General features: G+C 45.4%; 18 protein-coding genes. 8 read left to right on the top strand and 10 right to left on the bottom strand.

The window, feature by feature from the left end:
* Positions 1–12 precede the first annotated feature (12 nt).
* Positions 13–3,096, bottom strand: a complete 3,084-nt coding sequence (locus tag L0660_RS16840) for a PVC-type heme-binding CxxCH protein (RefSeq protein ID WP_233797416.1) — start codon at positions 3,094–3,096, stop codon at positions 13–15.
* A gap of 107 nt (positions 3,097–3,203) precedes the next feature.
* Between L0660_RS16840 and L0660_RS16845 the strand changes: the two genes are divergently transcribed.
* The 3 genes from L0660_RS16845 to L0660_RS16855 all read left to right on the top strand — a co-directional run bounded on the left by L0660_RS16845 (position 3,204) and on the right by L0660_RS16855 (position 6,050).
* Positions 3,204–3,794 (top strand): hypothetical protein, encoded by a 591-nt coding sequence (locus L0660_RS16845; RefSeq protein ID WP_235160443.1) that lies wholly within the window; start codon positions 3,204–3,206, stop codon positions 3,792–3,794.
* A 70-nt stretch (positions 3,795–3,864) separates the two neighbouring features.
* Positions 3,865–4,794, top strand: a complete 930-nt coding sequence (locus L0660_RS16850) for an alpha/beta hydrolase (protein ID WP_233797417.1) — start codon at positions 3,865–3,867, stop codon at positions 4,792–4,794.
* Positions 4,795–4,862: 68 nt separating this feature from the next.
* Positions 4,863–6,050 carry a glycosyltransferase family 87 protein gene (locus L0660_RS16855; protein WP_233797418.1) on the top strand — a complete coding sequence of 396 codons (1,188 nt, stop codon included), beginning with the start codon at positions 4,863–4,865 and terminating at the stop codon, positions 6,048–6,050.
* A 54-nt stretch (positions 6,051–6,104) separates the two neighbouring features.
* Here L0660_RS16855 and L0660_RS16860 read toward each other — a convergent pair whose 3' ends face one another.
* The gene (locus L0660_RS16860; protein WP_233797419.1) at positions 6,105–6,518 is read right to left on the bottom strand and encodes a hypothetical protein; all 414 of its coding nucleotides are present in this window, start codon (positions 6,516–6,518) and stop codon (positions 6,105–6,107) included.
* Positions 6,519–6,751: 233 nt separating this feature from the next.
* Between L0660_RS16860 and L0660_RS16865 the strand changes: the two genes are divergently transcribed.
* On the top strand, positions 6,752–6,973 hold the full coding sequence (locus L0660_RS16865) for a hypothetical protein (protein WP_235160444.1): 222 nt from the start codon (positions 6,752–6,754) through the stop codon (positions 6,971–6,973).
* 3 nt (positions 6,974–6,976) lie between these two features.
* Positions 6,977–7,285, top strand: coding sequence for a type II toxin-antitoxin system RelE/ParE family toxin (locus tag L0660_RS16870; RefSeq protein ID WP_235160445.1), 309 nt, complete (start codon positions 6,977–6,979; stop codon positions 7,283–7,285).
* Here L0660_RS16870 and moaA read toward each other — a convergent pair whose 3' ends face one another.
* The 5 genes from moaA to glp all read right to left on the bottom strand — a co-directional run bounded on the left by moaA (position 7,286) and on the right by glp (position 11,260).
* Entirely contained in the window at positions 7,286–8,278 is a 993-nt protein-coding gene (gene moaA / locus L0660_RS16875) for a GTP 3',8-cyclase MoaA (protein WP_233797420.1), read from the bottom strand.
* Between the two features lie 9 nt (positions 8,279–8,287).
* Positions 8,288–9,196, bottom strand: a complete 909-nt coding sequence (gene moaCB, locus L0660_RS16880) for a bifunctional molybdenum cofactor biosynthesis protein MoaC/MoaB (protein WP_235160446.1) — start codon at positions 9,194–9,196, stop codon at positions 8,288–8,290.
* A 102-nt stretch (positions 9,197–9,298) separates the two neighbouring features.
* The gene (locus L0660_RS16885; RefSeq protein WP_235160447.1) at positions 9,299–9,748 is read right to left on the bottom strand and encodes a molybdenum cofactor biosynthesis protein MoaE; all 450 of its coding nucleotides are present in this window, start codon (positions 9,746–9,748) and stop codon (positions 9,299–9,301) included.
* Between the two features lie 32 nt (positions 9,749–9,780).
* Entirely contained in the window at positions 9,781–10,020 is a 240-nt protein-coding gene (locus tag L0660_RS16890) for a MoaD/ThiS family protein (protein WP_235160448.1), read from the bottom strand.
* A 49-nt stretch (positions 10,021–10,069) separates the two neighbouring features.
* Entirely contained in the window at positions 10,070–11,260 is a 1,191-nt protein-coding gene (gene glp / locus L0660_RS16895; RefSeq protein ID WP_235160449.1) for a gephyrin-like molybdotransferase Glp, read from the bottom strand.
* Positions 11,261–11,738: 478 nt separating this feature from the next.
* Here glp and L0660_RS16900 point away from each other — a divergent pair, with 478 nt between their 5' ends.
* Both L0660_RS16900 and L0660_RS16905 read left to right on the top strand, forming a co-directional pair.
* Positions 11,739–12,503, top strand: coding sequence for a lytic transglycosylase domain-containing protein (locus L0660_RS16900; RefSeq protein ID WP_235160450.1), 765 nt, complete (start codon positions 11,739–11,741; stop codon positions 12,501–12,503).
* A 128-nt stretch (positions 12,504–12,631) separates the two neighbouring features.
* Positions 12,632–13,075, top strand: coding sequence for a peptidylprolyl isomerase (locus L0660_RS16905; RefSeq protein WP_026628598.1), 444 nt, complete (start codon positions 12,632–12,634; stop codon positions 13,073–13,075).
* Positions 13,076–13,146: 71 nt separating this feature from the next.
* On the opposite strand, the gene L0660_RS16910 is transcribed toward L0660_RS16905, so the two are convergent.
* The 3 genes from L0660_RS16910 to purH all read right to left on the bottom strand — a co-directional run bounded on the left by L0660_RS16910 (position 13,147) and on the right by purH (position 17,512).
* A complete protein-coding gene (locus L0660_RS16910; RefSeq protein ID WP_235160451.1) occupies positions 13,147–14,766 on the bottom strand; it encodes a sodium:solute symporter family transporter in 1,620 nt (539 codons plus the stop codon).
* A 160-nt stretch (positions 14,767–14,926) separates the two neighbouring features.
* Positions 14,927–15,802: a hypothetical protein gene (locus L0660_RS16915; RefSeq protein WP_235160452.1), complete on the bottom strand. Its 876-nt coding sequence runs from the start codon at positions 15,800–15,802 to the stop codon at positions 14,927–14,929.
* A gap of 174 nt (positions 15,803–15,976) precedes the next feature.
* Entirely contained in the window at positions 15,977–17,512 is a 1,536-nt protein-coding gene (purH, locus tag L0660_RS16920; protein WP_235160453.1) for a bifunctional phosphoribosylaminoimidazolecarboxamide formyltransferase/IMP cyclohydrolase, read from the bottom strand.
* Positions 17,513–17,649: 137 nt separating this feature from the next.
* Here purH and L0660_RS16925 point away from each other — a divergent pair, with 137 nt between their 5' ends.
* A complete protein-coding gene (locus L0660_RS16925; protein WP_235160454.1) occupies positions 17,650–18,438 on the top strand; it encodes an SDR family oxidoreductase in 789 nt (262 codons plus the stop codon).
* The last annotated feature ends 69 nt before the right edge of the window (positions 18,439–18,507 follow it).

An 18,507-nucleotide genomic window follows, 5' to 3' on the forward strand; every position in this document is an offset into this window, starting at 1 on the left:
CTTTAAGCTGATCTATTTCTTCTTCAACCCGCTCAAATAATCAACCAGACTAACCAGCTCCTCGGTGCTCATGGCATCCTGCAAGCCAGCGGGCATCATGGAATCGTTGAGTTGTTTGATGGACTTTACTTGTGACATTTTGTATTCCTGGGTCGAGCCGCCAGGGAATTTCAGGATCAGGTCGGTTTCGGTTTTGCTGGCGACGATGCCTGAGACGGTTGATCCGTCTTTTAATGTTACCTCAAAACCCTCATAACCAAAGCCAATGCCCGCGCTGGGCTCGAAAATGGCTGTATACTGTGCCTCCTTTGGCAGTTTGCTTCCGATTTCAGAAAGTTTTGGACCAAAATCCATTCCCTCCCCATTCACCTGATGGCAAACCGAGCAATAGGACGTAAAAACCTGTTTTCCCTTCGACAAATCGCCTTTCATACCGATCAGATCTTTCACTTGCGGATGCTTTGAAACTGCTACGGTTCCGCCAACTGTGTATTTCGCCGCTTCCATCTTGACTGATTTCCTCCAAGCGCCGCTTAATCCTTTCACAGCTGCGGCTTTCTGTTCACCGCTTAGTTTTCCGTCTTTTAATAATGCTATAACCTGATCTTCACCGTTCATCGTCCCGCCCAATGACCTGGCGGCAATCGTGCGCAGGCTAGCAGGATATTTATCGTCTAATGCAACGGTTTGCAGGATTTCCAATGATTCTTTGCTTCCTACGCCTCTCAATGCTGAAACAATCCCTTCACTTTTAGAGGCATCGGATCCTTTGATAACATCCCAGACCATTTTTCCACCACCCTGTTTCATCAACTGCATCGCAGCCGCCGGCCCTGTCCGGGTTGACGCCTGGCTGATGGCCATATCCAGTAACCTTGGATTTTCTGACTCCAATTCGTATTTACTTACCAATTCAAGATAGGCAGGGGTTCCGAATGAGGAATCGAGCAACTTTTTGAGCGCTGCCATTGCTTCTGCATTTTGTTTGACAAATGCGGGATCCAAATGTCTTAATGCCAGCTCATTTACTTTTGTCTGCTCGGGAGAATTCCCTTTCATGATCTGCAAGAGCGCCATTGATTTTTCATTGGCAGCAGTATTAAAATCAAAAGCGCGGAAGTAACGCAACCTGCTTTTCAAATCGGTTTTGGAATCACCAGCGAGTGAAGCCAGCAACGGAACCGATTCCTTACCGCGTGAACGCCAGACAATGTCTTTGCCAGCCTGCGTTGCAATGGCATTGGAACCAACTTTGGCTTGCCATGCTTTGAAAAACGAATCCCACTGCTCGTCTGCGCCAATGCCCAATGCTTCCAGATACCAGCGATCTTTGCCATCGTATTGCATTGCCAGTTCCGCCCATAGTGCAGGAGCCTTCGGCGATTTGTTATGGTGCAGGATCAATGCGCATTCTCTTCTCACCTGAGGCTCAGCATCTTTTACCAATAGACTAATATAACTGGTAATGTCTACATCTTTCAGCTCACTGGCCGCGCGTAATGCTGCTATCCGCATGTCAGGATTTGCGTCCTTGATGGCGATATCAATGTTTTTCTTGCCAGAAGTCGGCCATTTGCTCAAAACCCACAATGCCCTTGCACGCATGCGGTCGTTTGCCTTCTTATCCTTAAATAGCTTTTCCAATGATGGAATCGCTTTTTCACCCATTGCTGTCAAAGCCATCCAAGCCTGGTAACGAACTGAAAGATTTGGGCTTTGCAATGCCTCCACTGCGCCGGTTGCCGTTGTCAGGTCTGTTTTTGGAATGCGATAAGGCGTGTTTGCAGGTGCTATTCGGTATAAGCGGCCCCGGTTCTGATCACCGGCCTGGTGGCCGCCGACGCCCGGATCATACCAGTCGGAAACGATGAGTGAACCATCGGGTGCAACGCAGACATCTGACGGGCGGAACCATTGATCCCGTTTACCATCGACCAAGTTCACAATCTTGGCTGTATAACCTGCGCCGGATTTCTGAACCGGATACGAACGCACCACATTATGCCCCGGCTCGCAATGGATCATTTGATTTTGAAATTCTTTCGGCAACATTGAGCCTTCATACAAGACCATTCCCGTGGGCGATCCCGAGCCTGTCTGCAACAAATTCGGAACCACGCCCGGGTCATTCAAATGCCAGTGACGGAATGGAATGGAATCTTCCATATTCGTGCGGTTTGCACGCCAGCCTGCACCGGTAACCTCATCGGTATAGCCGTAGTTGCCATATTGCATCACGTAATTGATCCGCACGCCTTTGTTTCCGTCGTCATCATTGTCGGACTGCCACATTGTTCCGTAACTATCCACCGCGACTTCATAGTTGTTCCTGAAATTATTTCCCAAAACCTCAATGTTCTTAAAATCAGGATCGCAGCGGAACACCATTCCCTGTTTTAACTTTTTGAAATCAATAGGCTGACCATCTTTTCCAGTCACCGGATTTCCTTTGCCGTCCAGTAAATGTCCTCCCTCGTTACCAAAATTGAAATACAACTTTCCATCCGGTCCGAAAATGAATGCGTGCATGCCGTGGTCGTGCTGCTCACCGCCTACGCCCTCGAAAATAACTTCCTTTTTATCTGCTTTTCCATCATTGTTTTCATCCGTAAAAAGCCAGACATAAGGACTTTGAGAAACCACCACACGATTGCCCATCACCCAAATCCCAAGCGGAGAATTAATCTCTTTCCCCTGATAAAAAACAGTGGTTTTGTCTGACTTTCCATCGCCATTCGTATCCTCCATGATCAGGATGCGGTCGCCTTCGTCTTTGGTAGGGTTACCATTGATCGCAGGGCGGTAATTATATGCTTCGCAAACCCAAACCCGGCCCAAATGGTCTACATCAATGTTGGTGGGGTTGGTAATGGTGGGTTCCGAGGCGAACAATGTTGCTTCCAGTCCGTTGGTTACGGATAATCCTGCAACCGCATATTTAGGCGAGCGCTTCTGGGCGTCGGTGAGGTCTTTATAAAGGCTGTCGAGTTTCGAACTTTGGAAAGTGCTTGGGTTAACGTGCTGGTAAGAAGCGACCATCAGGGTTGCCAACAAACATCCTGCGGGAAACAGTGCCAGCGTTTTTTTTAAGTTCATGGGGATTGTTAATTACAGTCGGTAATGCGGAAAAGATTTGTACAAATCTTTAATAAAGATTACTAATTTTAAGCATATAAGAGACAAACCACCTGTCATTTACTACCATGAACAAGACTTTTTTTTCCGCAATCGCACTTTGTCTGGCTGCTGAGGCAATGGGCCAAACTGCCGTTTTATCCCCTGAAATTCAAATCAAAACAGCTGTTTTGGCCGCGCCGGCAGACAAGCGTGAAGGCGCCAAGGTTTACGGTTACGCGCCCGACGGTTCTTTTAAAGTCCTTCGCGCCGGGAACAATGATATGGTTTGCATTGCTAACGATCCAAAAAAGGAAGATGTAAGCGTTTCCTGCTATTTTGCCGGACTGGATGCATTTATGGAAAGAGGCCGCGTGCTGGCTAAGGAAGGAAAGAACCCGAAGGAGATTTTTGACATTCGGGAGAAGGAAGTGAAGGATGGCAAATTGATGATGCCGAAGCAATCCTCTACGCTTTTCGCATTGTCGGGAACGAAGGATAATTATGATATGGCCAGCGGCGAGCTGAAAAACGGTTATCTCCGCTATGTCGTTTACATTCCCTTTGCGACGGCAGAAAGCACCGGGCTACCGCTTAAACCAGATGTTGCCGGCATGCCGTGGATCATGGACCCGGGAACCCACAGAGCGCACATTATGATCAATCCTGCAAAGCCTTAGTAACATTTTCCGGCATAAACGCATGGTATATTAGCTTGGAGACCGACTTATTGGATTAAAAAATAATGTGATGAAGAAAATAACCGGTCTCCTGCTTGCATTGGCATTATACGCTGCACCTGATAAATCCATGGCTCAAAACGAAGTAATTAATCTGTGGCCGGAAGGCAAGGTTCCCAATTTTAAAGCGAATACCGTTGAGGAAAAGTCTGTAACCGGCGATGACAACATTCTCAGGATCAGCGGTGTTTCCGTTCCGACGATGACGGCTTACATTGTTCCCAAAGACAAAGCGACCGGCGCAGGGGTGGTGATTTGCCCTGGCGGAGGTTATGGGATTCTGGCGGCGTCGCACGAGGGAAGTGATTTTGCAAAATGGTTTAATGATCGCGGAATTTCGGCTTTTGTGTTGAAATACAGATTACCAAGCGAAAAAACGATGACTACGCAGCATGAAGTGCCGTTGATGGACGCCATGCAGGCCATGAAGCTGGTCCGCCAGAGCGCTGGCAAATGGAATATTGATGTGAACAAAATCGGTGTGATGGGTTTCTCGGCGGGCGGTCACCTGGCAGCCACATTGTCCACGCATTTCAATATGGGTAAAGCAGCTTCTCCGGACGGAAAGCCCAATTTCTCGATCCTGATTTACCCTGTAATTTCCCTGACGCCCGAACTTGCCCACGGCGGTTCGCGCGACAACTTACTAGGTGCTGCAAAATCCGACGAACTGATTAAATATTACTCCAACGAACTCCAAGTAAGCCCCGAAACGCCTCCCGCATTTCTTGTACATGCGATGGACGACACCGGCGTCCCCCCCGAAAACAGCATTGCCTATTACCTGGCACTCAAAGCAAAAAAAATCCCTGCTGAAATGCATTTGTATCCCAAAGGCGGGCATGGCTACGGCATGCGCACAGAAGGAAAAGGCTCTCTGGCAGGCTGGCCGGCTGCTATGGACGGATGGTTGAAATCGATGGGTTATGCAAAGAATTGAATCATAAAAACGCTGATTTATCCCTAGTTTTGGTTTTCAATCAAGATAATGGATAATTCTGACCTCCAATGCGTGCTGTAAATCGTTTTTTAGTAAATCAAAAATACCTGCTGATCCTGTTTCTGGGCGTGGCGATCTTCGCCAGCTTGCAGTCCTACTTTGGCGGAATGAAAAGCTTTGTGGAAGGCGGCAGGCTTTATACGACTTACAACAACTACATTATATTCAAACAGTCCTTTTTCCACCTGATCGAATCGAAGGATCTGTATGATTCGTTTGTGGAGGAACAGGGTGATTTGTTTAAATATAGTCCCGCATTTGCATTGATTTTTGGCATCCTGGCCATCCTTCCTGATGTGCTGGGACTGTCTTTATGGAACATTCTGAATGTGACGGTGCTGTTCTACTCCGTCTATTATCTCCCGCGCATTGATCTTAGGACCAAAGGTTTGATCCTGGTTTTTGTGATCGTGGAAATGCTTACCGCCACTCAGAATGAGCAGAGTAATGCTTTAATTGCCGGGCTGTTCCTGTTTACTTTTGGCTTTTTGGAGCGGGGAAAATATTGGATGGCATCGTTTTGCCTCGTTTCCACTATTTTCATAAAGCTGTTCGGCATTGTGGGGCTAGCTTTGTTTCTTTTATATCCGAATAAATTAAAACTTACCTATACAACCGCTGTTTGGGTGATCCTTTTTACAGCGCTTCCGCTATTGGTTGTGAATGTGGATCAATTTATTTTCCTCTATAAAAGCTGGGCGAATTTGCTTTCCAATGACCATTCCATTTCTGACGGCTTGTCTGTAATCGGCTGGTTGAAAACCTGGTTCGGACTTCAAGTGAACAAAACTTACGTCAGCGTTGCAGGCGCAATCCTGTTCTGCATTCCGCTTTTACGGATCAAACAGTATAGCAATTTCACATTCAGAATGTTATTACTGGCCTCGATAATGATATGGGTGGTTATTTTCAATCACCGGGCTGAGTCGCCCACATTCATTATTGCCATTACAGGCGTTGCGCTTTGGTATTATGCGCAGCAGCAAAAGCCGGAAAATTATGTGCTGCTTGTGCTGGCCTTCGTTTTCACAGCCTTATCTCCTACCGACCTTTTTCCAAGATTTATCAGAAATGAATGGATGAAACCTTATGTTGTAAAGGCCGTTCCGTGTATTTTAATTTGGGCTAAAATAACCTACGACCTGTTATTCGTGAAGCTTTTACCCAGGACAGAGGAACAACCGGCAGAAAAATAAAAAGCGTTACAGGAATGCTGCGGCTGCATGCCCGTAACGCCACATTGTTGAACCTTAATTTATGCCGACTAATGTCCGCTCGACTTCTCTTATTTCGTTCGTAGCCAGGTAAATACTTTTCACAATCTTTTCATAATCATTGGAAACTTCCAGGGTGTAAACTCCGTCGTTGATCTCTTCGAAATTCAGCTTGCGTCCATATTTGCTGAGATGCCTGGGAACATATTCTTCATGGAGGACTTTGCCTTTGGCGTTCATCAGGCGGATTACCACGCGTTCGCCTTTTTCTTTTTCCATCAGCAGATTCATAGAAGTTGTGTTTTTGACCCTGTACATGCCGATTTTAAACTTTTCGCAGGAGTTATTTTTGCATTCCGCTTTTGGTTCAACGCGCGGTGTTGCGGATACATTGGTTACTAGCAGAAGGGTAAACGCTGCGGCGGCAATCATTTTCATCACGTTTCTCATGGCTTTTGAAGGTTACTTTGAGTAAATACTTTTTGAAGATTTTTACCAATGATATCCCCGCAACCGCCAATGTTGCACGCATTATTTAAACGGCAGAAATTAGTGTTGAATGGTTTTAAGTATATTAATCAGATGGATTGGTGACGTTTTGAAGGGGAGGATTTGTGAAACGAAGATAAAAAGTTACCTAATCCTCGTTATCTTTGGTAAGCAACAACTTAGATCCCATACATATGGCAGTTACTTATCACATCACTATCAAAAAAGATTATGCAGCATCTCTTATTGAAGATTTGCAAAAAGTTGATGCAATTGATTTGATTAAAGAAAACGATGAAAATTTCGTCGTTACGAGAGCGCAGATGGACGAAGTGAATGCACGGGTAAATAAGTATCAACATCATCCTGAGCTGCTTATAGACGAAGAGGAGGTCTTCAAAATGCTGGATGCCTGATCTATGGCATTGTACAAGCTAAAATTTACACCTGAGGCAATTGAAGATATTGCTGGTGCTGCTGAATATTATGATGAGTGCCAGCAAGGCCTTGGCAAAAGGTTTCGATCTGAAGTTAAGCGAAAACTGAAATTGATCAAAGAAATCCCACGAATATACACGCTTAGATATGGTGAAGTAAGGTTTGCGCTGCTGGATGTCTTTCCTTATGCCATTCATTTCTCAATCAATGAGCAAACACAAATTGTGCAGATACATGCCATTCTCTGCCAATTCGAGAACCCTTATACAGCCTGGAAAAATTTTCAGTAACTACCCCCCGATAGCAATCATATTCCGGTTTTGTTCGTAATCTGATTTAGCTTGTTTTTCGGTGAAGTTTACGTGGCCGCCGTGGGCGAAGTGTTTTTTGTGGAAATGGGCGTGGATGAGGGCGCGGACGTCCTGGCCGGCGCGGAGAGGAGTCAGCAGATCTGCTTCGGAAGTGTCGAAGAGGCAGTTTTTAAGCTTTCCGTCGGCAGTGAGCCTGATGCGGTTGCAGCCGGAGCAGAATGGATGTGTCACCGTCCCGATAATCCCAAAAGTACCCGCGCCGCCGGTTACCTGGAAACGATGTGCTGTATCCTGCAATTCACCAGTTAATTGTTGAAAATCAAATTCATTATTGATATCGGAAAGGAGCTCGTTGTAGGAAACGATCTTTGACATATCCCACTGATTGCCCTTAAATGGCATAAATTCAATAAACCGGACGTGCAGATTGGGTTGTTCGAGGGTCATCCTGACGAAATCATTGACTTCGTCTTCATTAATGCCCTTCATCACCACCATATTGATCTTAACCACGAATCCTTCTGCCAAAAGCAACCTGATATTTCCCAGGGTTTTGGTAAAATGGTCCCGCTTCGTGACCGCTCTGAACCTGTCTTCCCGCAATGTATCCAGGCTGACATTCAGCGAATTGACACCTGCTTCTTTCAGATTATCAATAAACTGATCAATGAAAACAGCATTGGTGGTCAGCGTCAGCGAAGTGGGCAGCTTGCCGAGGTCGGAGACAATCTGACCTACGTCTTTGCGGATTAATGGTTCTCCACCCGTTAAACGTATTTTATCAACACCCATCTCAACGAATATCTCGGCGAGCGCTTTGATTTCATCGGCTTGCATTAGCCATTTGGAAGGCATAAACTGCATGTCCTCCTGCGGCATACAATAGGTGCAGCGCAGATTGCACTTATCAGTCAGCGAAATTCGCAGATAAGTGTGCTTGCGACCGAATGTATCTACAATGGGTAAGGACATTATTTTATTTTAATCGTGCTTTTTTCCTTCAATGACACTAAAAACATGCAGGACTTGCGGGAACAATGCATCCATATATTCTGCAACGCCGCCTGTGCTTCCCGGCATTGTAATAACCAGTGTTTCACCAATTAAGCCGCCAACAGATCGTGATAACATGGCTGTGGGCATACGGTCCTGACCGTAATTCCTGGCTGTTTCCGCAATTCCCGGAATCTCTTTTTCAATTAATTCTGATACTGCTTCCGGTGTAACATCCCGGTGAGACAACCCGGTTCCGCCTGTGATCAAAATAAGCTGATAATCTGCCAGGCAAAGGCTTTTGATTTTCTCCTGAATGCTGGCCTTATCATCGGCAACTATGCTGTAATCGCTGGCCGCAATTTTGAGCGTTTCCAGTTTTTCAATGATTTTTTTGCCCGATTTATCTTCACCAATTCCATTTGAAATGCTGTCGGAACAAACAATTACTGCGGTTTTCAGGTTTTCCGGTATAGCTTTCCGATCGCTCTTTCCACCTTTTTTCTCCAATAACCTGATATTCCTGATCTCAACGCCTTTGTCGATCGGTTTCAACATATCATACATGGTGAGCGCAACCACCGAAGCGCCGTGCATAGCCTCCACTTCGACGCCTGTTTTATATATTGTCTTGACAGTCAGCTCAATGATAATAGTCAGATCTTCAATGCGGTAATTCACACCTGTATATTCCACCGGGATCGGATGACAATCGGGCAGCAGGTCCGGCGTTTTTTTCACAGCCAAAAATCCGGCTGCTTTCGCCATTTCGAAAACATCGCCTTTTGGAACATTCCGCTCCTGGATGGCCGCTATGGTTTCCGCTTTGCTAACCTGCACAATGGCCTGGGCGGTTGCAATGCGTAATGTGTTGCTTTTATGCGTAATGTCTACCAATTGATATTTTGAATGACCGGGTCGCCGGTGCGATGGATAATTAAATGAGTGAGTGAGCCAATGAGTGAATGATTTCTAGCAAATGTTGAGCGGTGATGCTTCTCAATTGTTTTCCTTCCAAACGTATGTCCCTCCTTCGCCTACCAGCTCTTTTCCGAAGATCGGAACATTGGCTTTGATTTCCTCTACAATATATTCGGAAGCTTCAAAAGCGGCACGACGGTGGGGCGAAGAAACGAAAACGAAGAGGCTGATTTCGCCCGTCGGCACAATGCCCAGGCTATGGTAAATATGCATGCATGTAAGCTCGAACTGCTCAAAAGCAGCTTCCCTGATCTCGTGGAATGCATTTTCGGCCATTTCTTCGTGAGCTGAATATTCGATGCCGGTTACTGTTCCTTCTGCTTTCTGGTCTGCCCGGATCTGCCCTAAAAATATGGCATGCGCGCCAATAGTTGTTTTCGATTGGTGGCTTGCAATCGATTTGGAAACAAAATCAGGACTGATCGGTCCCTGAACGAAAACTTTTTTATGCTTATGCGCTTTTTCCATGAAATGGTTAGGGTTTAGGCCCGTATAATGTTTCAGCCTCCCGCAAATGGCGGAAGCAGTGCGATTTCGGATGCATTATCAATAGAAACGTAATCTTGCGCAATCTTTTGATCCACTGCAATTTTAAATTTTTTCTCCCGCATAGCAGGATATCGCTCGATAATCTGGTTACGAAAATCACCCACAGTCAGATTTTGATCAGCAACCCAAACCTCGTTCGCCTGGCCGGTAATCTCTGCTAACATTCCATAATAGGATACCTGAATGCTCATTGCTTATATTTTCTATTTTAAAGCCTAACACATTTTTTCAAAAACCGATTCAGCCGGGAAGCAAATGAACCTCAACCAAATCGCCTGCATTCACCACATTTTGTGTTAAGGGCAGATAAATAATGGCATTAGCGATGGCAAAGGAGCGCAATGCAAACGATTCCTGGCCGTCCAGCGGTATCACTTCTCCGTTTACAATTAAGCCTTTCAGGAATTCATCCCGCTCGCCATTGAACGAATAAGCGTATTTCGCAGGCATTTTTAATGCTGTTAAATACGGCTCTTTCCGGCCCGACATTATTCTCAAAGCTGGTAACACGTACTCGTAATAACAAACCAGCGAAGAGGCCGGATTTCCTGGCAATGCAAAAAACAGCTTATCATCCTTTTTTGCAAATAGTAAGGGCTTTCCGGGCTTCTGACGCACCTTATAAAACACCGTTTCGGCGCCCAATGCAGCCACAGCTTTTCCCACAAAATCGTAATCACCCACCGAAATTCCGCCGGAAGCAAGTACAACATCATTGGATTCTGCCAGCTCGTTAAGTCCGTTGATTGTTGATTCCAGATCATCTGCCGCATATTTTATTTCAAAATCTGTTATTTCTTCCTGCTGCAATGCTGCGGCAAGCATGGCTGAATTGGATTCAAAAATTTTACCATGGACCAGCGAATCGCCCTTATGCAGCAGTTCGTCGCCCGTAATCAGCAATCCGATTTTTGGCTTTTTATAAACATTGGCTTCGCGAACATTCATTCCCTGCAAAAATCCAATGCTTCCGGGTGACAGGAAAGTGCCTTTTTCCAGTGCAACAGCGCCTTGCTGAATTTGCTGACCAATATTTCTCACATTCTTACCTTCCGGAACCGGAAATTCCCGGATCGTTACACCTCCGTTTTCCGCCGAAGTATTTTCCTGCATGATTACGGCAGTTGCGCCGTCAGGCACAGGCGCTCCCGTAAAAATGCGCATCGCAGATCCCGATCTTAGTGCCGGTGTGGAAGTTTGCCCCGCTTTTGATTCCCCCTCTAATTTTAGAACAGTTGCTGTTTCAGTTATATCGCTGTGTATGACCGCATAGCCATCCATGGACGACTGGCGGAATGAAGGTAGTGCCAGCGGTGCCAATATATCAGCCGCCAAAACATGCCCCAAAGCGTTTCCGATCTCCACAATATGAGCGGGCAGCGCCTTCACATTTTCCAGAATCTTTTGTTTCGCCTCTTTAACTGTGACCATAATCTCGCAAAATAGTGCAAAAACGCAAGTTACTATTTCTGCAATTCTGAAAGTTTAAAACAATGTACCATTGGCAAGGAATTTGTGAATTTTAGTCCGGCACAACGTGATTAGTCTGAATAACGGTTTTACCAGTGATGCTAAAACTTTGATTATCAGTAATTGATGTCACGTTTTTACAATTATTTCTATATTAAGTGATATGAATTATAAATTTTTGCGTTTGGTAATTCGGCGTTGAGCGCAGGTTAAATTTTGGTTTTGTGCTTTTTTACAAAGGAAACCCAGGAAATGAGCGTGAAACACCAAATGCGAATGTCTTGAATTAATACTACAAAGCGGTTACATAATTGTCTATAAATCAAAGTTTTACAGAAAAATGAAATATTTTTAATTCAAACCGCGTTATCTTTGCTCCGGCTTTAAGCCTTAATACTATGTTCCACGAAATGAAAAATGAATGATTAAACTTATCTTTATGGCCCTCTCAATCGCAATAATGGGTAATGAACCAGTGAGCGAGGTGGGGGTGGAAAAGAAGGAACTGAAAGAGACAACAATTATAGATTCAGATCTTCTTGCTATTGACTTCTGTGGCGAGGCCATTCCATTATCAGAGCTTCGAATCGCTGAGCGATATCAAAAAATGATCAGAAATTACGACAACCCCACCTTTCGTAAGCTGATGACTAAGACCCAAAAAAGAATCAAGATTATAGAACCGATTCTTAAAAAGTATGGAGTACCAGCCGATTTCAAATATCTTCCCCTGATAGAGAGCGCAATGAGTGACGACGCAAAATCGCACCGTGGCGCGGGAGGCTACTGGCAGCTGATGCCGGCAACAGCTAAATCTCTTGGACTGGTCGTTAATGAAACCAGGGACGATCGCAAACACCTCGTCAAATCAACGCATGCCGCAGGAAAATATCTGCGCAACCTTTATCGTCAGCTTGGTTCATGGACCCTTGTTGCTGCTGCTTATAATGCAGGACCTACGCACATTCAGAATAAACTGGATGCTCAGAACAAGGACGATTATTTCAAATTGCGTTTAAACTCAGAAACAACCCGTTACATCTATAAGTTACTGGCTGTCAAAGAATGGTTTAACAACCCCGAAAGAAGCAAAGAATGGGTAAGCGGAGACGTGGTAGACCGTTTGGCTGAATTCAAGGTGGAGCAGAAAAAAGCAGATGTTCAGTTGGCAAAACAAACTGAGAAGCCACTCACTGACTCCTGATCAATCATTTATTTTGGCATATAGTTGAAGAAAAGGATACATTATCCTTTTCTTTGTGTTGTTATGAAACGTCAGTTCGACTGACCGGAAACAACTTCAATTTTTATTCAAATTCTCTTAAAATCAATATGACAAAAGCAGAAATGATCACCGATAAAGGCACGATGCTGATCGAGTTTTACGATGCGGACGCACCCGGAACGGTGAAAAACTTTGTTGATCTTTCAAAAAAAGGATTTTACGACGGACTGATCTTCCACAGGGTTATACCTGATTTTATGGTGCAAGGCGGCGATCCAACCGGAACCGGTCGTGGAGGCCCTGGCTATAAAATTGATTGCGAGCTGAATGGCGGTAACCAATATCATGACCGTGGCGTTCTTTCCATGGCACATGCAGGACGTAACACCGGCGGATCGCAGTTCTTTATCTGCCATAGCCGCAAAAACACAGCGCATCTGGACGGAAACCATACTTGTTTCGGCAAAGTGGTGGAAGGCGTTGATACTGTGGACTTGCTTCGTCAGGGTGATAAAATCCAGAAAATTACCATTATCGAAGAGCAGGCTTAATCTCCTGATCGTCTCAAAAAAAGAAAGGCTTGGATCGCTCCAAGCCTTTCTTTTTTGCCCTTCCTCTTCTATTACCAGAAGTAGGCGTATAAGAATACAATGATGCCGATAACAACTGCTGCACCGACGATAAAGCTGCGGTGCGGGATGAACATGGCCGTATCGATCGCCAATCCTTTCTTCTCATCAGGCATTACCAAGCCTAGAATCACCATTACCACCACGCATATCAGGAATACCAAGCCCATACGGTCCAGGAACGGAACTTGCGTCCAGTCGGCAAACGGGAAGTAATTGTTGTGCATGGCCAACGCAATTAGGAAACCGCCTACAATGGCGAATAATGCACCTGCGGAGTTGGTACGCTTCCAGAAGAAGCCCATGATAAACGATGCAAAAATACCCGGCGATAATAAGCCCGTCATTTCCTGAATAAATTGGAAACCACCTTTTTTGTCAATTCCCATATAAGGAGAAACCACGATTGCAAGGATCATAGAAACTACAACTACGATACGTCCAATGCGTACGAGTGTTTTCTCGTCCGAATTCTTTCCAATATAATTTTTGAAAATATCGAGTGTAAAAATCGTTGAAATACTATTTGCCTTACCAGCCAGCGAAGCCACCACAGCGGCAGTTAATGCGGCAAACGAAAGTCCTTTCAAGCCTGCTGGAAGCAGGTTAAGCAATACCGGATAGGCTTTATCTGCATTGATCTGCCCATCTGCATCCAGCATTTCTGCCTGGAACATTCCTTTACTGTAAAGCGCGTAGGCTGCTATACCTGGCAAAACCACGATCACCGGCATTAAAAGTTTCAGAAACGCCGCGAACAAAATCCCGTTACGGGCAGTTTTCAAATCCGCTCCCAATGCGCGTTGCGTAATGTATTGGTTACAACCCCAGTAGTTCAGGTTTACAATCCACATCCCGCCAAGGAGAACCGTCAAACCAGGCAATTGCATATAAAATGGACTTGTTTTAGGGAAAATCATGTGGAAATGGTCGTCGTGATTTTCACGCATCATTTTGATCCCGGTCATTACACCATCAATACCCGCCTCTCCCGAAACAAGGTTAATAGCCAGATAAGTCGTTGCCAAACCACCGATTACCAGGAAGAAAACCTGGATAACGTCCGTAAAACCAATCACTTTCATTCCGCCAATGGTGATAATGATCGCAAAAACGGCGAGTGCGATCATACAAAACTGGAAATCCAATCCGGAAATACCCGAGACCGCAAGTGCGCCCAGATAAAGGATAGAAGTAAGGTTAACCAGAATGTACAACGCCAGCCAGAAAACGGCCATAATTAAGCTCACCGTCGGATTATAACGCTGGCTTAGGAATTGGGGCATTGTATAAATCTTGTTTTTGAGATAAATGGGCATAAAAAAAACGGCTACAATCACAAGTGTCGCCGCTGCCATCCATTCATATGTTGAAATACCCAAACCCATGGAGAAGCCGTTTCCGGACATTCCGATGAATTGCTCTGCTGAAATATTGGAAGCAATTAATGATGCTCCGATCGCCCACCAGGTCAGCGAGCCTTCCGCCAAAAAGAAATCCTTGGTTGACTCGACTGTTGATCTTTTCCGTTGATAAATCCAATAACCGTAACCGGAGACGACGATGAAATAAAAGAAGAAAACAATATAATCCAGGCTCTGTAATTGTTGCATTTCAAATAATAAAATAGATGAATGTATGAGGTTGATTGGTTTAAATCGAAAGGTACATTATTTTCAGAAAATAGTGCAAAATGAAAATAGACATGGGAATAATAGTCCTGTTTTCAAATGCGTTCATAAATATAGTTACAAGTGTTAAATCGACATGTATTTATTCCGATATTTTCTTTGAATCCTGAAAACGGAGCGGGTTCGTTGGCAGTTTCTTAAACCAGTAAGCACGTTTTTTGGCTTCCGCACGCTGATAGGCCTCTTCAAATGATTTCCCGGCCTTCATTTCTCCTATCAGCCGATGCAAACCGTCCTCCTCAGAAAGGATAAGCCAATAGGAAACTTCGAGGCCCGCCGACATATAAGCAAGCATCACCTGCTTTTGATTTGCATTAAAAAAACCTTTGATAGATGCCATATCCCTGAGCTCCAAAATCTGCTGACCACCGCCTGTGTAATAGAGCCATTCGTCCATGTAATCGAAATAGCGGCCAATTTTATCGGGGTTGTTCACAAACCGCCTGTCGAGCATGAGCGCAATGCCTTCGTTAAACCATTGCGGAATTTCCGTAGCAATAGTCCACCAACCCAGTCTTTCAAGCAATTCCGTATGGCTCATTTCGTGGCTGATCACATCCACATTCATACCCTGCGCATTAAGGATCACAAACGAATTGCCCCAAGGCGTCCCCAAACTGCACCCCGCCCCTTCTGTGCTGCTGCAATATTTCTGATATTCCTGCGGATCGCGACAAACAATAATGGTAGGACTGGACTTTTTGCCCTGAAAGAAAGAGTCGACCCTGACTTCGGAGCTGATGATGATCGATTTCAGCTTTTTATAATGAATAGGCTTAATCTCCGGACTAAAATAAATTGTTCCTGTCTCAGATCGGAAACCGGAGAAACGGATTAATTCACAATAAAAAATTTGTGGATATAGGAAGAAAAGACTGGCAGTAACAACAATGAATCCAATAACAAACAGCTTTCCCAGCTTGAAAAAGGGGTGCTGGGAAGTGTTGTTTGGGTTCAAAGAGTTGGTTGGATTGTGGGTTGATGAAGCGAAGAAGATACTCCCCCTGTCAGCCTGAGCGGAGCCGAAGGCGCGTTACCAAGGAGTAGCGCCGCTTCGATCGCCCGGCGGCCCGGTCCGCTCAGCGTGACAGGGGAGGTCAGCGTGACAGGGCAAGTAGCTTCTTATACTGACTTAATGCTTAAAGTGCCTCACGCCGGTGGTAACCATCGCTACGCCATTGGCATTGCAGTAATCCGTGGACTCCTTATCCCGAATAGAACCGCCAGGCTGCACAACGGCAGTAATTCCTGCCAAATGTGCGATTTCAACGCAGTCTGCGAATGGGAAGAATGCATCCGAGGCCATTACCGCGCCGTTCAGGTCGAAGCCGAATGCATTTGCTTTATCAATTGCCTGGCGTAATGCGTCTACGCGGGAGGTTTGACCCGTTCCGCTCGCTAGTAACTGGTTTTCTTTGGCCAGAACGATCGTGTTTGATTTTGTATGCTTGCAAACTTTCAATGCAAATTCCAGCGCAGTAAGCTCGCTTGCTGTTGGAGCCTTTTCGGTAACCGTTGTGAATTGAGACTGAACTTCGGTTAACAGATCTTTATCCTGCACCAAAACGCCATTCAGAATGGTCTTGAACATGATTTGCGGCAAAACCACGGCATTGCGTTTCAGCAGAATCCTGTTCTTTTTAGATTTTAACAACTGCAATGCATCTTCGTCATATTCCGGAGCGATCAGAATCTCCATGAACAGCTTGTTAAGCTCCTCAGCAGTAGCCAGATCCACCTTTGTATTGGTAATTACCACACCACCAAACGCCGAAACCGGATCGCAGGCCAGTGCATTGTCATAAGCTTCTTTTGCTGTTGATGCAGTGGCAATTCCGCAAGCATTGGTGTGCTTAATGATGGCAAATGTCGGTCCTGATTCTGCAAATTCATCAATCAGGCTTACGCAAGCATCAACATCTACCAAGTTATTATAAGACAGCTCCTTACCATGTAATTTATCAAAAATCCCTTCCAGATCACCGTAGTAAGTCGCATTCTGGTGCGGGTTTTCGCCGTAACGCAATGTTTGAGACGACAGGCTTGTGAAGTCGAAAAGCACCTTGTCTGTTTTTTCTTTATCCGCTGTGAAAAAGCGATTTATGGCTCCGTCATAATGAGAAGAAACCGCAAAAGCCTGGCCTGCATAGAAACGACGGTCTTCGAGATCAGTCGCGCCCGCTTTCGCAGTCAGCAACTCTACAACCTCCGCATATTGGCTGCGTGACGAAACGATTAATGTATCCTTAAAATTTTTGGCCGTTGCGCGAATCAGCGAAATGCCTCCAATGTCGATTTTTTCAATAATATCCTCTTCTCCCGCGCCCGAAGCAACCGTTTCTTCAAAAGGATACAGATCCACCACCACCAGATCAATGGCAGGAATGTTGTATTGCTGCGCCTGTGCCACATCGCCAGCGTCATCGCGGCGATACAAAATACCGCCCATAATGGCCGGGTGCAATGTTTTTACGCGTCCTCCAAAAATAGATGGATAACCGGTAAGTTCTTCCGCGGCAGTAACGGGAATGTTCAGGTTTTCAATGAAAGTCTGCGTGCCTCCGGTGGAATAAAGTTTTACACCTTCGTTGTGCAGCAGGCGAACCAATGGTTCAAGTCCGTCCTTATAGTATACAGAAATAAGAGCGGATTGGATTTTTTTCGACATTGTGGGATGTTAGACTAATGATTTCTCTGACTGAAAAATAAACCGCAAAGATAGCCGAAAAAAGTACGAAGTTTGAAGCAGAAACTGCTAAAATCGAAGAGACAACGAACGAATTAAAGAGACCTAAATCAAAAGCAATGAATCTTGATCTGACTGGAAAAACGGCATTGGTTTGCGGAAGCACGCAGGGAATCGGCCTGGCGTCGGCCCTTGAACTGGCATTATTGGGCGCTAATGTAACATTGGTCGCGCGTAATGAGGAAAAATTAAGGGAAGCAGTTGACACGCTCGATACATCCGCCGGACAACTGCACCGCTACGTCGTAGCAGATTTCGCCGATCCTGAAAATGTAAAGGAAGCCATCGAAAATTATCTCCGCCTCGTTCCCGACGTCCACATTCTTGTGAACAACACCGGCGGTCCGTCTGGCGGCCCGATCATTGACGCCGATCCGGATCAGTTTCTTAAAACCTTCCAGATGCACGTCATCAATAACCAGTTTTTGGCACAAGCGGTGGTTCCATCCATGAAAAGAGCTCATTACGGCCGCATCGTGAACATTATCAGCACATCGGTAAAGCAACCGATCGTGGGATTAGGCGTTTCCAACACCATCCGCGGCGCCGTAGCAAGCTGGTCAAAGACATTATCACTGGAATTGGGCCCATTCGGCATCACTTCCAATAATGTGCTCCCCGGCTACACCGTCACTTCCCGCCTCGATTCGGTTTTAGACATGCGTAGCAAAAATTCAGGTAAATCAAAAGACGAAGTCGCCCAGGAATTGCAATCCAGCATTCCTATCCGCCGTTTCAGCGAAGCCAAAGAAGTGGCAGCAGCAGTCGCATTCCTCTGCACCCCGGCGGCCGCAAGCATCAGCGGAATCAACTTGCCTGTTGATGGTGGCAGGACGGAGAGTATGTAGTATTAATTTTATAAAAAATTAAGTTTATCTGCGTTTACTTTGATACATTTGCTTCAAAGTAAACCCTCT

Origin of the sequence: Dyadobacter sp. CY351 (assembly GCF_021502625.1) — a bacterium.
GTDB classification, from domain to species: Bacteria; Bacteroidota; Bacteroidia; order Cytophagales; family Spirosomataceae; genus Dyadobacter; species Dyadobacter chenhuakuii.

Bases quoted from the DNA above. Each gene is read 5' to 3' on its own strand.
- L0660_RS16840 (WP_233797416.1), bottom strand. From the start codon at position 3,096: ATGAACTTAAAAAAAACGCTGGCACTGTTTCCCGCAGGATGTTTGTTG.
- L0660_RS16845 (WP_235160443.1), top strand. From the start codon at position 3,204: ATGAACAAGACTTTTTTTTCCGCAATCGCACTTTGTCTGGCTGCTGAG.
- L0660_RS16850 (WP_233797417.1), top strand. From the start codon at position 3,865: ATGAAGAAAATAACCGGTCTCCTGCTTGCATTGGCATTATACGCTGCA.
- L0660_RS16855 (WP_233797418.1), top strand. From the start codon at position 4,863: ATGCGTGCTGTAAATCGTTTTTTAGTAAATCAAAAATACCTGCTGATC.
- L0660_RS16860 (WP_233797419.1), bottom strand. From the start codon at position 6,518: ATGAGAAACGTGATGAAAATGATTGCCGCCGCAGCGTTTACCCTTCTG.
- L0660_RS16865 (WP_235160444.1), top strand. From the start codon at position 6,752: ATGGCAGTTACTTATCACATCACTATCAAAAAAGATTATGCAGCATCT.
- L0660_RS16870 (WP_235160445.1), top strand. From the start codon at position 6,977: ATGGCATTGTACAAGCTAAAATTTACACCTGAGGCAATTGAAGATATT.
- moaA (WP_233797420.1), bottom strand. From the start codon at position 8,278: ATGTCCTTACCCATTGTAGATACATTCGGTCGCAAGCACACTTATCTG.
- L0660_RS16885 (WP_235160447.1), bottom strand. From the start codon at position 9,748: ATGGAAAAAGCGCATAAGCATAAAAAAGTTTTCGTTCAGGGACCGATC.
- L0660_RS16890 (WP_235160448.1), bottom strand. From the start codon at position 10,020: ATGAGCATTCAGGTATCCTATTATGGAATGTTAGCAGAGATTACCGGC.
- glp (WP_235160449.1), bottom strand. From the start codon at position 11,260: ATGGTCACAGTTAAAGAGGCGAAACAAAAGATTCTGGAAAATGTGAAG.
- L0660_RS16900 (WP_235160450.1), top strand. From the start codon at position 11,739: ATGGCCCTCTCAATCGCAATAATGGGTAATGAACCAGTGAGCGAGGTG.
- L0660_RS16905 (WP_026628598.1), top strand. From the start codon at position 12,632: ATGACAAAAGCAGAAATGATCACCGATAAAGGCACGATGCTGATCGAG.
- L0660_RS16910 (WP_235160451.1), bottom strand. From the start codon at position 14,766: ATGCAACAATTACAGAGCCTGGATTATATTGTTTTCTTCTTTTATTTC.
- purH (WP_235160453.1), bottom strand. From the start codon at position 17,512: ATGTCGAAAAAAATCCAATCCGCTCTTATTTCTGTATACTATAAGGAC.
- L0660_RS16925 (WP_235160454.1), top strand. From the start codon at position 17,650: ATGAATCTTGATCTGACTGGAAAAACGGCATTGGTTTGCGGAAGCACG.